The 15,108-nt window shown below is 72.8% G+C and carries 12 protein-coding genes; 6 read left to right on the forward strand and 6 right to left on the reverse strand.

Annotation, left to right across the window (positions count from 1 at the left end; genetic code table 11):
• The first annotated feature begins 42 nt into the window (after positions 1-42).
• Together CcI49_RS33875 and CcI49_RS33880 are read left to right on the forward strand one after the other, a co-directional pair.
• On the forward strand, positions 43-1,053 hold the full coding sequence (locus tag CcI49_RS33875; protein ID WP_076833420.1) for a MoxR family ATPase: 1,011 nt from the start codon (positions 43-45) through the stop codon (positions 1,051-1,053).
• Between the two features lie 9 nt (positions 1,054-1,062).
• On the forward strand, positions 1,063-2,361 hold the full coding sequence (locus CcI49_RS33880; protein WP_054570594.1) for a DUF58 domain-containing protein: 1,299 nt from the start codon (positions 1,063-1,065) through the stop codon (positions 2,359-2,361).
• Between the two features lie 202 nt (positions 2,362-2,563).
• Here the strand turns inward: CcI49_RS33880 and CcI49_RS33885 are convergent, their stop codons facing one another.
• The gene (locus CcI49_RS33885; RefSeq protein WP_054570593.1) at positions 2,564-3,574 is read right to left on the reverse strand and encodes a stage II sporulation protein M; all 1,011 of its coding nucleotides are present in this window, start codon (positions 3,572-3,574) and stop codon (positions 2,564-2,566) included.
• A 107-nt stretch (positions 3,575-3,681) separates the two neighbouring features.
• On the opposite strand from CcI49_RS33885, the gene CcI49_RS33890 reads away from it, so the two are divergent.
• Both CcI49_RS33890 and CcI49_RS33895 read left to right on the forward strand, forming a co-directional pair.
• A complete protein-coding gene (locus tag CcI49_RS33890; protein ID WP_076833422.1) occupies positions 3,682-4,485 on the forward strand; it encodes an RDD family protein in 804 nt (267 codons plus the stop codon).
• 371 nt (positions 4,486-4,856) lie between these two features.
• Entirely contained in the window at positions 4,857-7,343 is a 2,487-nt protein-coding gene (locus CcI49_RS33895; protein WP_076833424.1) for a transglycosylase domain-containing protein, read from the forward strand.
• 243 nt (positions 7,344-7,586) lie between these two features.
• Here the strand turns inward: CcI49_RS33895 and CcI49_RS33900 are convergent, their stop codons facing one another.
• The 4 genes from CcI49_RS33900 to CcI49_RS33915 form a co-directional block, all read right to left on the reverse strand.
• The gene (locus tag CcI49_RS33900; RefSeq protein WP_076833426.1) at positions 7,587-8,735 is read right to left on the reverse strand and encodes an SIS domain-containing protein; all 1,149 of its coding nucleotides are present in this window, start codon (positions 8,733-8,735) and stop codon (positions 7,587-7,589) included.
• Positions 8,736-8,754: 19 nt separating this feature from the next.
• A complete protein-coding gene (locus tag CcI49_RS33905; RefSeq protein ID WP_006538424.1) occupies positions 8,755-8,955 on the reverse strand; it encodes a Trm112 family protein in 201 nt (66 codons plus the stop codon).
• Positions 8,952-10,316 (reverse strand): phosphomannomutase/phosphoglucomutase, encoded by a 1,365-nt coding sequence (locus tag CcI49_RS33910; RefSeq protein WP_076833428.1) that lies wholly within the window; start codon positions 10,314-10,316, stop codon positions 8,952-8,954. The genes CcI49_RS33905 and CcI49_RS33910 overlap by 4 nt, the downstream gene beginning before the upstream one ends.
• Positions 10,317-10,527: 211 nt before the next feature.
• Positions 10,528-10,923 (reverse strand): DUF3499 domain-containing protein, encoded by a 396-nt coding sequence (locus tag CcI49_RS33915; RefSeq protein ID WP_054570588.1) that lies wholly within the window; start codon positions 10,921-10,923, stop codon positions 10,528-10,530.
• Positions 10,924-11,286: 363 nt separating this feature from the next.
• On the opposite strand from CcI49_RS33915, the gene CcI49_RS33920 reads away from it, so the two are divergent.
• Together CcI49_RS33920 and manA are read left to right on the forward strand one after the other, a co-directional pair.
• Positions 11,287-11,682 (forward strand): metallopeptidase family protein, encoded by a 396-nt coding sequence (locus CcI49_RS33920; RefSeq protein ID WP_035949045.1) that lies wholly within the window; start codon positions 11,287-11,289, stop codon positions 11,680-11,682.
• A gap of 72 nt (positions 11,683-11,754) precedes the next feature.
• Positions 11,755-13,125 carry a mannose-6-phosphate isomerase, class I gene (gene manA, locus CcI49_RS33925; protein ID WP_076833431.1) on the forward strand — a complete coding sequence of 457 codons (1,371 nt, stop codon included), beginning with the start codon at positions 11,755-11,757 and terminating at the stop codon, positions 13,123-13,125.
• A 279-nt stretch (positions 13,126-13,404) separates the two neighbouring features.
• Here manA and CcI49_RS33930 read toward each other — a convergent pair whose 3' ends face one another.
• Positions 13,405-15,108: a DUF5719 family protein gene (locus CcI49_RS33930; protein ID WP_241840389.1), complete on the reverse strand. Its 1,704-nt coding sequence runs from the start codon at positions 15,106-15,108 to the stop codon at positions 13,405-13,407.

Below are 15,108 nucleotides of genomic sequence, written 5' to 3' on the forward strand. Positions count from 1 at the left end.
TCCCCGCAGACGGCAGTGCCAGTAGCCTCCGGGCCGCAGTCCATGGGGTCGGAGACGCTGCGCTCACCGTCGCCGACGCCCCGGACGCCTCCTCAGCCCGACGCCGAGACCGCCCGGCAGTCGCTGATGGCGCTGCGCAACGAGGTCGCGAAGGCGGTCGTGGGCCAGGAGGCCGCGGTCAGCGGGCTGGTGGTCGCGCTGCTGTGCCGCGGCCACGTCCTGCTCGAGGGTGTGCCGGGCGTGGCGAAGACCCTGCTCGTCCGGACGCTGGCGGCGGCGCTGTCGCTCGATACCAAGCGCCTGCAGTTCACGCCGGACCTCATGCCCGGCGACGTCACCGGCTCGCTGGTGTACGACAACCGGACCAGCGAGTTCACCTTCCGCCAGGGCCCGGTCTTCACGAACCTGCTGCTCGCCGACGAGATCAACCGGACTCCACCGAAGACGCAGGCCGCGCTGCTCGAGGTCATGGAGGAACGCCAGGTCACCGTGGACGGGCAGGCGCGCCGGCTGCCGTCGCCGTTCGCCGTCCTCGCCACCCAGAACCCGATCGAGCACGAAGGCACCTACCCGCTGCCGGAGGCGCAGCTCGACCGTTTCCTGGTGAAGGTCACGCTGCCGCTCCCGCCACGCGAGGACGAGGTGCGCATCCTGGCTCACCACGCGGCGGGCTTCGACCCGGGGAACCTGGCGGCGGCCGGGGTCCGGCCGGTGGCGGGCCCGGCCGATCTGGCGGCGGCGCAGGCCGCGGCGGCCCGGGTGCAGGTCCAGCGCGAGGTGCTCGGCTACATCGTGGACATCGCGCGGGCCACCCGGTCGGCGCCGGCCGTCCAGCTCGGGGTCTCCCCGCGTGGCGCGACGGCGTTGCTGGGCACCACCCGCGCCTGGGCCTGGCTGTCCGGGCGCGGCTACGCGACGCCGGATGATGTCAAGGCGCTGGCCCGATCCACCCTGCGCCATCGCATCAGCCTCCGCCCGGAGGCCGAGCAGGATGGTGTGACCGCCGACATCGTGCTCGACCAGGTGCTCGCCGTCGTGCCCGTTCCCCGGTAGCGGCCGACCGTGGCTGTCACCGGCCGTACCGTCGCGCTGGTCGCGCTGGGCATCCTCGTGGTGGGCCTCTCCCCCGACCCCGGCCTGGCCTTCGTGCTCGTGAACCTTCTGATCCTCCTGCTGGTCGCCGTCGACCTGGGGCTGGCGGCCCGGGTGCGCCTCTGTGCGTTCAGCCGGTCGGGCCCGACGTCGGCCCGGCTCGGGCAGCCGGTGACCCTCACGCTGACCGTCGCCAACGGTGGACGTCGGACGCTGCGGGCGCGGGTCAGGGATTCGTGGGTGCCGTCGGCCGGTGCCCAGCCCCGCGTGCACACCGTCACGGTGCCCGCGGGTGAGCGGCGTTTCCTGGAGACGACGTTGCGCCCGACCCGGCGCGGAGACCGGGAGCCCGTCCGGATCACGGTGCGCTCCCTCGGCCCGATGGGGCTGGCCGGCCGGCAGGGCCGCCACCTCGCGCCCTGGCGGCTGCGGGTGCTGCCGCCGTTCCTCTCCCGCCGGCACCTGCCGGCCGCGCTGGCGCGGCTGCGCGAGGTGGAGGGCGAGGTCGCGCTGCGCGGCGGCGGCGCCGGCTCGGAGTTCGACAGCCTGCGTGAGTACGTCGTCGGCGACGACGTGCGGACGATCGACTGGCGCGCCACCGCCCGCCACCACGGCTCGGTGGTCGTCCGTACCTACCGCCCGGAGCGGGACCGCCGCGTCATCTGCGTGCTGGACTCGGGCCGGACCTCGGCCGGTCGGGTCGGCGACGTCCCCCGCCTCGACCACGCGATGGACGCCGCGCTGCTGCTCACGGCGGTTGCGCTGCGGGCCGGTGACCGGGTGGGCCTGACCGCGTACGACAGCGCCGCGCGGCTGACCGTCGCGCACGCACGTGACCAGGGCCTGCTGGCCCGGATGAGCGAGGCGATGGCGACCCTCGAGCCGGCGCTGGTCGAAGCCGACCACGAGGTGATGGCCACCACGGTGCTGCGGGCGGCGTCCCGGCGGGCCCTTGTTGTGATCTTCACGGACCTGGTGCCGGCGGTGATCGAGGAGAGCCTGCTGCCGGCGCTGCCCACGCTCATCTCCCGGCACACCGTGCTGGTGGCCGCCCTGCGCGACCCCCGGCTGGACGAACTCGCCGCCGGGCATGGCGACGTCGCGCAGGTCTACGCGGCCGCGGCCGCGGAACAGGCCCTGCTGCGCCGGCGTGAGCTGACAGCCGTGCTGCGCCAGCGCGGGGTCGAGGTCGTCGACGTCGCGCCCGCCCAGTACGCGACGGCGGTCACCGACACCTACCTCGCGCTGAAGGCCCACGGCCGGCTCTGAACGCCGGCCCCACACGACGCCGGCTCCGCACCCACACGACGCCGGCTCCGGCCCCGCACGACGCCGGCTCCGCACCCACACGACGCCGGCTCCGGCCCCGCACGACGCCGGGTCCACACCCGCACGACGCCGGCTCCGGCCCCGCACGACGCCGGCTCCGCACCCGCACGACGCCGGCTCCGAACACCGGGCATCGTCGCGGTCAGGCTTCGACTGGCGCGAGGTCCTGCGCGAGGGCCGCGTCCAGATCGCCGCTCTCGCCGACGGCGGTGGCCCGGCTGCCGTAGATCCACACGTAGGCGACGAACCCGGCCCAGGCCACGACGCCGATACCGATGCGGACAAAGGTCGGCAGCGAGGACGGGGTCACAAACGCCTCGATCACCCCGGACACCGCGAGCACGACCGCCATCCCGAGCACGATCCCGACGGCGGCGCGCCCCTCGGCGGCCAGTGCCTCGGAGCGGCGGCGGGCTCCCGGGGCGATGATCGCCCAGCCCAGCCGCAGGCCGACCGCGCCGGCGACGAAGACCACGGTGAGTTCCAGCAGGCCGTGCGGCAGGATCAGCGAGAAGAACTGGCCGCCCTCGCCGCAGCTGCCCATGTAGCCGCCCATGATGCCGAGGTTCAGCGCGTTCAGCCCCAGGACCAGCAGCGTGGGCACGGCGAGCAGCACTCCGAGTGCCACCGCCTGCGCGGACACCCAGGCGTTGTTGGTCCAGACGAGGCTGGCGAAGGACGACGCCGGGTGCTCCGAGTAGTACGAGGCGAAGTCGTGCTGGCACAGGGCCGTCACCTCGTCGGGCGGGATGACCCTGGCGCGGGCCTGCGCGTCGTTCAGAATCCACAGCGCGCTGGCCAGCGCGAGCAGCAGCGAGCCCAGCGTCACCCCGACCACCCAGCGCCAGCGCGCGTAGACCGCCGCCGGGAAGGTCACCGCGAAGTACCTGGCGGGGACGTGCCAGCCGACATCCGGGGCGCCGACCACCGCGGCCCGCGCCCGGATGACCAGGCTCGCCAGATCCTCGACGAGGCGCGGGTCATGGGAACGATCACGGATCACCGACAGGTGGGTGGCCGCGCGCTGGTACAGATCGACCAGCTCGTCCAGCTCGCCGATCGGCATCCGCCGGGGGCGCGCGGCACGGTCGACAAGCTGGCCCAACCGGACCCACTCGGGACGGTGGACGGCGACATACGCATCGAGGTCCATGGCTACTCTTACTCTTCCAGACCGGCCTATGGCACTGCGTGCCGGGCACGAAACACGAGCGGGGTACAGATGACCGATCAACGGCCCGCGGACCCCGGAAGCCGCCGGTGAGCGGGTTCGGCCTGGAGACGAACCAACTGGTCACGGGCGAGGCCGTACCCATCGACCTGCGCGTGGCACGGCTCGGCTCCCGCATGATCGCCGGAATCATCGATCTGGTCATCCAGACCGTCGCCCAGATCGCCATCGTCATCGCAACGCTCGAGATCGTGGGGCCGGACGACGAGGCCATGCTGACGGCCCTGGTCCTGGCCGTCTACGTGGTCACGATGCTCGGCTACCCGGTGGCCTGCGAGACGCTCCTGCGCGGACGCACCTTCGGCAAGATGGCGCTGGGCCTGCGGGTCGTCCGCGACGACGGTGGGCCGATCCGCTTCCGCCACGCGCTGGTCAGGGGGCTGGTCGGAGTCGTCGCGGAACGCCCCGGAGTGCTGGCCGCCGTGCCCGCGATCATCAGCATGACGGTCTCACGCCGGTCCAAGCGGCTGGGCGACCTCCTCGCCGGCACCATCGTTCTGCAGATGCGGGTGCCGCGCACGGTCGGGGTGGCGCCCGTGGTTCCCCCGCAGCTGGCCGGCTGGGCGGCCCTGCTGGACCTGACTGGTGTCAACGACCACCTGGCCACGCGGACCCGGAGGTTCCTGGACCGCGCCAACCAGCTCTCGGATGACGCCCGGACACGCATGGGCGGCGACCTGCTGACCGAGGTCCTCGCGGCTGTCACCCCACCGCCACCCCCGGGAACGCCGGAATGGGCCGTGCTGTCCACCGTGCTCGCCGAGCGCACCCGCCGCGCCTACCAACGCATGATCACCACAACCGCGACGCGCCCGCCACGGTACCCCGGGTAGTCCCGGCAGCGGGTGATATGTGACCGGGCCGGCTGGCCGGAACTGACGGGCGTCGTCTAGCGTCTGACCCGATGGGATCCTCCGGGGTGATCGCGACAATTCGGATCTTGCGCCCCCGGGCCACGCGTCGGAGCCCGCACCTGATGACCTTCCCAGGGCCCGGGTGAGCGGAGCGGCGCGGTGTCAAGCATGCTTGGCGGGTCCGCCAGAACGAGTTCCGGCCCACCTGGCCGGACCGGACGTTGGGGGTGACAACGACGGCGCAGGGACGGGAGTCGGCATCCCCGGTTCGCGGTGACGCCGCGTCCGAGGGCGACTCGAGAGGGCACGGCGGCACACCCGCCGGGCGGTTGCGGGGTCAGGCCGGCCGGTTGGCGACGCTTCCCGCCCGCCGCCGGGTTTCGTCCGGTTCGGCGCGCGGCGCCAACGGCTCCGGTCTCAACGGCTCGGGTGGCAAGGGCTCCGGTGGCGGTGGCTTCGGTCGCGGCGGCTTCGGTCGCGGCGGCGCGGGCGACGGCGGGGCCCCCGACGAGATCRGTCGCGCCCCCGACGATCTTCCGTTCGGCCCACCGACCGTCGGCCTGGTCCGTCCCGTCAACCAGCGCCGCCAGCTCACCCGCATCGGCCTCGTCGTGGCCGCGATGGGCGTCACCGTCAGTCTGCTCGTGCTGCCCCTCCTGAGCGCGGTCGGGCTGTTCGCGAAGGCCTCGGCCGACCACTTCCTGGCGCTGCCGTCCGACCTCGTGACTCCCCCACTCCCACAGAGCTCCAAGATCCTGGCCTCGGACGGAAGCCTCATCGCGACCCTCAGGGGCGCCGAGGACCGCGAGGTCGTGGACGGCGCCGACATCCCGAAGATCATGCGTGAGGCGATCGTCTCGATCGAGGACGCCCGCTTCTACCAGCACCACGGGGTGGACCCGCAGGGCGTCCTGCGGGCCGCCGCGCGCAACAGCGAGGCCGGCACCACCACCCAGGGCGGCTCGACCCTGACCCAGCAGTACGTGAAGAACGTCCTGCTCCAGGACGCGACGACCGACGAGGAGCGGGAGGCCGTCGCCGGTGACTCGCTGGACCGCAAACTGCGCGAGCTGCGTTACGCCGTCGAGATCGAGAAGCGGTTCTCCAAGGACGAGATCCTCGAGCGGTACCTGAACATCGCCTACTTCGGTGACGGCGCGTACGGAGTGGGCACCGCCGCCGAGCACTATTTCGGCGTCTCGATCAAGGATGTCACCCTGGACCAGGCGGCTCTGCTCGCCGGCCTGGTGCAGAGCCCCTCCAGCTACGACCCGGTGAACCACCCGGAGGCGGCCCTCGAACGGCGCAACACCGTGCTGACCCGGATGGCGGACGAGCACTACGTCAGCCAGACGCAGGCCGACGCGGCGAAGCAGATGCCGATCGACGTCATCAAGGAACGGCCCACCACGCAGGACTCCTGTGAGACGTCCAGCGCGCCGTTCTTCTGCGACTACATCCGTACCCAGCTGCAGAACAACAAGGCATTGGGTGACACCCTGGAAGAACGGAACCGCCGCATCTACGAGGGTGGCCTGACCATCCAGACCACCCTCAACACGCAGGTGCAGCAGGCGGCCCAGACCGTGGTCGACGCGACCATTCCCCGGGACAACCGGGTATCCGCCACCGAGGTGGTCATCCAGCCCGGGACCGGGGCGATCCTCGCCATGGCGGTCAACCGCACCTACGGTCACGATGTGGCCGCCAACCAGACGGTGATTCCGCTGCCGGCCTCCTCAGCGAAGGTCAAGCCCGCCTTCCAGCCCGGCTCGACCTTCAAGACGTTCACCCTCGCGGCGGCCCTGGAGCAGGGGTACGGGGTGAACACGGCCTACTACTCACCGGCCTGTTACGAGACCGACGCCTTCCCCCTCGACCGCGGCAAGGGCGACTGCGCCAAGGGCTTCCAGAACGCCGACCCCGCCGAGGCCGGTGTCTACCGCATGGACGACGCGACCTGGGACTCGGTCAACACCTACTTCATCCAGCTCGAAGAGGAGATCGGGGTGCCGGCGGTGGTCGAGATGGCCACCCGGCTCGGCGTCGACCCCGCCCACCTCGCCGACATCCCCGCCACCAAGGGGGATGTGACCATCGGTGGCGAGTACGTGACCCCGTTGGACATGGCCGTCGCCTACTCCACGCTCGCCGCCGGCGGCGTCCGGTGTGAGCCCCGGTTCGCCAGCTCGGTGGTCGACTCCGCCGGCCAGCAGATCGACGTCGGCAACAGCCCGAAGTGCGAGCGTGTCCTCGACGAGGGCGTGGCCGACACGGTGACCAGCATCCTGGCGGGTGTCCTCACCCAGGGCACCGGCACCAAGGCTCGCTTCGACCACCCCGCGGCCGGCAAGACGGGAACCAACGACGGCTTCTCCAGCGCCTGGTTCGTCGGCTACACCCCGCAGATCGCGGCGGCGGTGGCGGTCGGTGACCCCAACGGGGCGGTCGGCAACCCCTTGACCAACGTCTTCGCCGACGGGCGAAACTGGGGCCACGTGTACGGCGGTGACCTGCCGGCACTCATCTGGGGTCGCACGATGAAGGCGGCGTTGAAGGACCAGCCCGTCGTGGCACTGCCGGCGGCGGACCCGAAAACCGCCAGGGGCACGAAGGGCGGCCGTCTGATGAACACAGTGCCGGCCCCGGCGACCCCCACCCTGCCGAGCGCGGAGGACCTGCTGCAGGGCATCCAGATTCCCGGCCTGACCAGCACCCAGACCCCGAGAGCGGCCACCTCCGGCCAGACCGGCCAGCAGAGCTCGGGGAGCGGCAGCCAACAGAACGGCGGCGGCCAGCAGTCCGGTGCCGGTGGTGGCACCGGACCGCGCCGATAGCCGGCACCGCTCCCGGGAGAGGCATTCCCGTAGCTGGCCGAGGGCCTGGTAGTAACCGAGCCCTCGGCCAGCCGGCCAGTCGGCCGTGGAGATCGGGCGTCCGCACCGCGTGGATTTCGGCCCGGATCCCCCCGGTCGCGCAGGAGATCCGCCTCACGAACTCACGAAGAACCTCGGGGTCGGACGACCCGGTTCGGCATGTGCCATGAACGGCGGGGCCACAGCCCGGCGACGCCGCAGCGGTCAGCGAGTCGTGCTGTCCAACCGTCGCAGGCGCGGAGCGGCCGCCGGGTCCACCCCGAGCCCGAGCCCGAGATAGACGGCGGCGAAGTCGATCAGCCCTACGATCGACGCTAGCCGCTCCAGCGGCGTCGCACCGTCCAGCCGGAACTCGGTCACCCCGATGCCGCGCTGCTGCGCCAGTGCCGCGGCACGCTCGGCAGCCTGGCCGACGTCGGGATGCTCGCCCGCGCCGTCCCGTAGGACGAGCAGGCGCAGGCGGGTACGGGCCTCGTCGTCGACGCGGTCACGGAAGAAGTCATCCAGGTCGTCGTCGGCGCCACCGCCCGCGCCCGCGCCGAACGCCCCACCCAGCAGGGCCGCCTGCTCGTAGGCCGGATGCGGCAGGGCACCGACCAGCGCCGGGTACCAGGCGTTCACGGCGAGCATCGCCGCCGCCCGCAGTGCCGCGACCTCGGCGAGCCGGGTGGTCCCCCACCACAGCGGCAGCGACCCGGCCAGCTCCAGCGCCAGCGTCTTCGCCGGATTGACGAACGACTCGCTGGCCGGACGGCACCGGATCGCCGTCTCCTCCAGACGCACCGCGGCGGCCTCGACCGAGGCGCCGCCGTCGCGCAGGAGGCCGAGCGACGCGGCGACGGCGAGCAGCGGAACGGCCAGCGACCACAGATCCGCCTGGGCGGGCCGGGCCGTCGGCAGCGCCACGAACGGCGCGCGGGCGAGGCCCGCGAGATGAGCCAGCGGGGTGTCCGGCGGGCTGACCACGGCCAGCCGGCAGCCACGCCGCAGCGCCTCCTCGACGGCCGAGCAGGTCTCCGCCGAGGTGCCCGACGCGGAGACACCAAGGACCACATCGGCGACGCCGACCCAGCCCGGGAGCCCATGCCTGCGATGGGTGATCACCGGCACCGGGGCGGCCGTGCCCACGACCGCGTCCAGCACATCGGCAGCCAGACCGGAGGCACCGACCCCGGTCACCACGATCGCGCGTGGCCGGCCGTCCGCGCTGAGCGCGGCCACGCCTGCCTCCTGCGCCAACCGCCAGCTTTCGCGGACCTGCCGCGCGGCCGAGGCGGTGTGCGGAAGCAGGCTCAGCGCATCAGCGGCCTCGAGACGGCCCGCGTCGTCCAGAAGGGACTCGTCAAGGTTCACCCGGGCCGCACGACGCCGATCAGGACGAGGATCCGGCCGCGGCCGGGAAGGGCTTCGCCTCGTCGAGGAGCATGACCGGAATGTCGTCCCGAACCGGGAAAGCCAGCCCGCAGGACGCGCAGACGAGCACCGGAGCACCGTCCAGCGTCTCCTCCCGCAGCGCGGCGTGCTCGGGGCACGGGCAGGCGAGGATCTCCAACAACAGGGGATCGAGGCTCATGCAGAGTTCTCCCTTCCACCGCGGATGCTGACGAGAACGTCGTCACGCAGCCGGCACATGGACGCATCATCGCGCGCCTCGACGTTCAGGCGCAGAAGTGGCTCGGTGTTCGACGGCCGCAGGTTGAACCAGGACCCGTCCGCCAGCGAGACCGTGAGCCCGTCCAGGTGATCGACATCGATCGCCCGGTCCGCGTAGGCCTTCGCCACCTGGCTCATCGCCAGCTCGGCGTCGGCCACCTCGGAGTTGATCTCACCGGAGGTGACATACCGCGCGTAACCACCCAGCAGGTCGGACAGCGGGCCGCTCTGTTCGCCGAGCGCCGCCAGGACGTGCAGGGCCGCCAGCATGCCGGAGTCGGCACGCCAGAAGTCGCGGAAGTAGAAGTGGCCCGAGTGCTCACCGCCGAAGACGGCACCCGTTCGGGCCATCTCCGCCTTGATGAACGAGTGACCCACCCGGGTGCGCACGGGCACACCACCACGCTGCGCCACCAGCTCCGGGACGGCCCTGCTGACGATCACGTTGTGAATGATGGTGGCGCCCGGCTCCCGGCGAAGCTCACGCTCGGCGACCAGCGCGGTGATGACCGACGGGGAGACGATCTCACCCCGCTCATCGACGACGAAGCACCGGTCGGCGTCACCGTCGAAGGCGAGGCCGATGTCCGCCCCCGTCGCACGCACCCTGGCCTGCAGGTCACGCAGGTTCTCCGGCTCGATCGGGTTCGCCTCGTGGTTGGGGAAGCTCCCGTCGAGCTCGAAGTACATCGGGATGATCGTCAGGCCGAGCTCGCCGAGCACGCACGGGACGGTCAGCCCGGCCATGCCGTTGCCGGCGTCCACGGCCACCGTCAGCGGCCGGATGCCGGTCAGGTCGACGAGGGAGCGCAGGTGGCGCGCGTAGTCGTCGCGCAGGTCCCGGGTGGTGACGGTGCCGCGCGGGCCGGTGTGCTCCGGGATGCCCGCCTCGATCAGCGCCCTGATGTCCGCCAGGCCCGTCTCCTGCCCGATCGGAGCGGCACCGGCCCGGCACAGCTTCATGCCGTTGTACTTCGCCGGATTGTGCGAGGCCGTGAACATCGCGCCGGGCAGGCCGAGCGAGCCGGCGGCGAAGTAGAGCAGGTCCGTCGACCCGAGGCCGGCGGCGATGACGTCCGCACCCTGGCTGGTGGCGCCGTCCGCGAAGGCCGCGGCGAGTGGGACCGAGCTTTCGCGCATGTCGTGGGCGGTGACGATCCGATCCGCGCCGAGCAGCCGCACGAACGCGGCGCCGGTGGCCCGGGCCACCTCCTCGTCGAACTCGGATGGCACCACGCCTCGCACGTCGTACGCCTTGAAGATTCGTGAGAGGTCGTGCACCCCGCAACCACCCTTTCCTGACAGGCGTCGATCGACCGGGTTGACCCTATCCGCACCCGCCGACAACAACTCCAGCGCCTTGCCCGGCGTGGCGGGCTCGCGGCGACACCGCATCGCGCATGGTCAGGATCATGCGCCGACGGCGTTTGGACAAGTGGGCCGCTGCGGCCCTACCGCTGTGGCACTACCGCTGTGGCACTACCGCCGGGCCCTAGGACGGGCTCGGCACGGCGCGCAGATGACCGCGACGCCCCCCGGGCGGACCCGACGGACCGGCCGGACCGGGCGGGCCAGGCGGCACGGGCCCAGAGCCGCCGGGCGGTTCCGGGCCACGACGCGGCGTGGTGTCACGTACGGCGTCCGCAAGCGCCTCGATGTCGTCGGCTGCCCGCTCCGGCCCGGACTGTTGCTCGGCCTCCAGGCGGACCACCGCCCAGCCGAGCGGCACCGTCAGCCGATCAGCGTGGACCCCACACAGGTCGTAGGAGTGCGGCTCGACGAACGGCGACAGCGGACCGAGTACGGCGGTGGACTCCGCGTAGGCGTAGGTGAGCGTGGCGATCGCGGCCGCGGAACAGGCCGAGCGGGAGCAGCGCCGAGGCTTCACGTTCCGGACGGTAGACCCCGGAACGGACGACGGCCACCACCGCCCGTCGTGTCGCGCACCGACAGAGGTCACTGTGACGCAGCGCTTATCACTCGGTTGCTCCACGCATACAATTACACCAGAACTACGGGCGCACTTCGACCAAAACCGGCTTCTGACGTCGTGTCGCTCCTGGTCGGGTACCCCTACGTGGGGGTTGCGGGCCTCCGCCGGCCTCCCGGCCACACCGTCGCTGTGATCGTCCGGAAGAAATGGCGTTACTCTGTCACGATGGCCGAACCCGCCGGCACGCCCAGGGCGCTCTTTCCCACGGCCACGCGTCCGGTCCCGCCGCGCCGCCGGCGTGACCGCCGCGGCCGTGGCATGCGTGGCACGCTGCTCCCGCCCGATGTGCCCGCCTACGCGACCCGCGGTGAGCGCTTCGACGACCTCGTCCTGGACGCGGTCGAACACCTGGACCACAGATGGTCCGCCGAGCTGGCCGACGTCGAGTTCGCGGTCGAGGACGTGCCCCCCGTCGACCCGGCCACCGACGACAACGTTCCGCTCGCGGCCTACCAGCCGGCGAGCGGCAAGGGCCGTTCCGCCACACCCCGGCGGATCGTCGTCTACCGGCGTCCGCTGGAGGCGCGTGCCCTCATCACCGAGGATCTCGCGGAGCTCGTCCTCGACGCGATCATCCATCAGGTGGCTGAGATGATGGACGTCGACCCAGCAGTGATCGACCCCGAAGGTCATGGCTGGGGCGACGAGGAATAGGCCTGTCGCGACATTCGCCCGACTCCAGGCCAGAACCGAGTCACGACCGCCGAGGCGGGGACGGAGATACGTGTGACCATCGGGGAGACCGCGCCGACCAGCGCCGCAGGCACCGACAGCGGCAGCACGAGCACCGCCAGCGCGGGCACCGGCGAAATGTCCACCGCCACCACAAGTACGGGCACGGGCACGGCGACCGGCACGTCGCCGGTGCCGACAGTACGTACGCCACCAGGCCGCAGCCCGGTTCGCGTCCTTGAGCTTTTCGGTCAGTCCCAGCGGTATGCCTGGGGCTCCACCACCGCCATCCCCGAGCTGCTCGGTGTTCCGGCCGACGGGGAGCCCGTCGCCGAACTGTGGCTGGGTACTCATCCGCAGGCCCCGGCCGAGGTGGTGGAGCCCGCCCCGCGGCCGCGTGCGGCCGATCTGGGCGCCCGCCGTGCCGCGGCGGACCTGGTCGGCGAGCTTCCCTTCCTGCTGAAGGTGCTCGCGGCCGACAAGGCCTTGTCGCTTCAGGTCCATCCCGACCTCGACCAGGCCCGCGCCGGCTTCGACGCGGACCAGGCCGCCGGCATCGCGCTGGGCGATCCGCGCCGGCGCTACCGCGACCGCAACCACAAGCCCGAGCTGATCGTCGCGCTCACGCCGTTCCGGGCGCTGGCCGGCATCCGCGCTCCGGCCACCACGCTGGCGATCGCGCGCGGGCTGGGTCACCCCGGTCTGATCGCGGCGTTCGCGCCACTGGCGACCGACCCGACCGGCGGCGCGACCCAGGTGCTGCGTAGCCTGCTCACCCTGCCGGCGCAGGCCGGTGTCGACCTCGCGGCCGGTGTGGTGAGCGCCGCCGAGCGGGTGCCCGCCGACGCCGACGCCGAGCTACGCCGCGCGGCTGATCTGGTGCGGCTGCTCGCCGCGACCCATCCCGGCGATGTCGGCATCGCGGCGGCGCTGCTCCTCAACGACGTCACGCTTCAGCCCGGCGAGGGGCTGTTCCAGCCCGCGCGGCTGCTGCACGCCTACATCCAGGGCGTCGGCATCGAGATCATGGCCACGTCGGACAATGTGCTGCGCGGTGGTCTCACGCCCAAGCACATCGACGTCAACGAGCTGCTGCGCATCCTCGACCCGCGGCCGACCGGTGCGCCGGTGCTGCGTCCCCGAACCCTGACGACCGGCCCCGGCGGCCTGCTGCGGACCTGGGTGGTGCCGGTGGATGACTTCTCGCTGCGGGAGGCCGTCTGCACCGGCGGGCCGGTCAGCCTCGCCAATCCGTCCATCCTGCTGGCGGTGGAGGGCGAGGTCGAGGTGTCCGGAACGGACGGTTCAGGCACCGCGCTCGCGCCGATGACACTGAGCCGGGGATGCTCGGCGCTGGTGACCGGCTCGGCCACCCTCAGGCTCACCGGTACCGGGCGGGTCTTCGCGGCCGGCCCGCCCGTCTGACCCCCGCCCGCCTGACCGGCCCGCCCGCCTGACCGGCCCGCCCGCCTGACCGGCCCGCCCGCCTGACCGGCCCGCCCGCCTGACCGGCCCACCCGTCTGACCGGCCAGGCCAGGGAAACGGCGGCGCGGAGAGTCGAGGGATTTTGGTTTGTCCCGGCGATCAAGATCCTCGGCTCTTGTCCGGTAGCAACGGCCGCGGGACGCGACCTGCGACAAGCGTCCTGGGCGCACCGGGCCGAGAAACACCAAGCAGTACCGGGAAGCACCGAACTGGACGGATCAGCGGGACAGGTTCCGCTGGTGGAGAACCCCGGGATCGGCCAGCGGTGCCGGCCCGCTGCGGAACCGCCACGCCCCGGCGAGCGGGACGACGGCGGAGATCGTCTGCGGGACAGGCGCGGGCAGTTTGCCGGAAACGGCCGGGCCCACCGCTATCGGGACCGCACCGCTGGCCGCCGCACCGCTGGCCGCCGCACCGCTGGTCGCCGCACCGCTGGTCGCCGGGCCGTCTGGCGCCAGGCCATCGGGTGGCGGACTGACGGGCGGCGGGCCGTTGCCCAGCACCTGGGTCGCGACGAGCGTCCCGCCCACGCCGACCACCCGGACACCGGCCCTGTCCGCCGGCAGCGACACCAGGACCGCCGTGGCGGCCCCGACCTCGACCCGATTGCCGTCCACCCAGGCTGTCGCGTCCCGGTCGGGCGCGACCAGCACGAGCGCGCCGGCGGTCCATCTCGGCACCGGTGCCGCCGCGACGACGAGCCGTGACGGGGTCGGCCCGGCGGCACCCGTCTCCCCGACGACCAGGCCGTCCCAGCGAGGACGCTCAGGCGCGGCCGCGGCGACCCAGGCAGGCCCGACCGACGTGCCGGTGGGCAGCGCAAGCGCCGCGACGACCCCGGTTCCGTCCGCCGACTCGACGAGCAGGGCTGACGGCGTCGCCGACGGCAGGGCCACCGGCCGGTGCACCGTCGTCGACGCCGGAATCCGCACCGCTTCCAGGCCGACGGGAACATGGCCACCGGCACTCGTGATCACGGTGACGCGCACCGTCGCCGCCCCGCCCGGGGCCGAGAGCACCAGCTCCGCGGGCGGCTGCCGTGGGCCGCCGGCAGTCGCCGCCGGGGTGAGCAGACCGCCCACCAACGCCCTGGCCGCCGGTTCGGCAGTCGGCGGGACCGGTGTGGCCTGCTGTGGTCCGCTGCCGGTGGCGCGGTCGACCAGCCAGCTCAGTACCCGTCCCGTGCGGGCCTGCACGTCGATGGCGGTCGTCTCGGCTTCGGGAGCGAACTCCGTGAGGCGCCGCCCGACCGTCCGGCCGGGCGGGATGGTGATCTCCGTCCGCGGCGCCGCGCCGTTCGACGACACCGCGCCCACGTCCACCCGCGCGGGTCGTGGGCCGGGATTTGCCAGATACAGGACGGGGTCGCGGCCCGCGAGGGTGGACGGGCCAGCGAACCAGGTCCGCGCGCGAGGTTGCTCGCAGCGGGCCCGCAGCGGGCCCGCTCCCGCCCCGGGCGACGTCACCGTGGCGGTGAGGCCGGCCGCTGCCGGGCCGGCCGCGACGAGCCGTAGCGGGCTGCCGGCCTGGCCGGCAGCGGTCGCCTCGCCGGTGCCAGTCGCCTCGCCGATGTCAGCCGCGTCGCCGGTGCCAGTCGCCTCGTCGCTGTCAGCGCTCTCGTCGCTGTCAGCGCCCTCACCGGCGAAGGACGGGTCGGTGGGTGGGAGGAACAACAGCTCGTCATGCTGACGATCGCCACCGAGCAGCTCCTGGCCACGGGACGGCTGGACCGACCCACCCGGCCCCGATCCGCGCACCAGATCGACAATCTGCGCGACCCGGTTGCCCAGGCCCAGGTCAGGGCACARCAGCGTGACGGCGGTGACCGGCTTCGGCTGGGACGACGGCGGACGGGTGCCCGCCGTCGTCAACGCGGACGCGCCCAGCGCCGCCAGGCAGACGAGACCGAGCGGGGCGAGCAC

Source organism: Frankia sp. CcI49 (assembly GCF_001983215.1).
Lineage (GTDB): Bacteria > Actinomycetota > Actinomycetes > Frankiales > Frankiaceae > Parafrankia > Parafrankia irregularis.

Bases quoted from the DNA above. Each gene is read 5' to 3' on its own strand.
- CcI49_RS33875 (WP_076833420.1), top strand. From the start codon at position 43: ATGGGGTCGGAGACGCTGCGCTCACCGTCGCCGACGCCCCGGACGCCT.
- CcI49_RS33885 (WP_054570593.1), bottom strand. From the start codon at position 3,574: ATGGACCTCGATGCGTATGTCGCCGTCCACCGTCCCGAGTGGGTCCGG.
- CcI49_RS33905 (WP_006538424.1), bottom strand. From the start codon at position 8,955: ATGAGCCTCGATCCCCTGTTGTTGGAGATCCTCGCCTGCCCGTGCCCC.
- CcI49_RS33920 (WP_035949045.1), top strand. From the start codon at position 11,287: ATGCGTGGCACGCTGCTCCCGCCCGATGTGCCCGCCTACGCGACCCGC.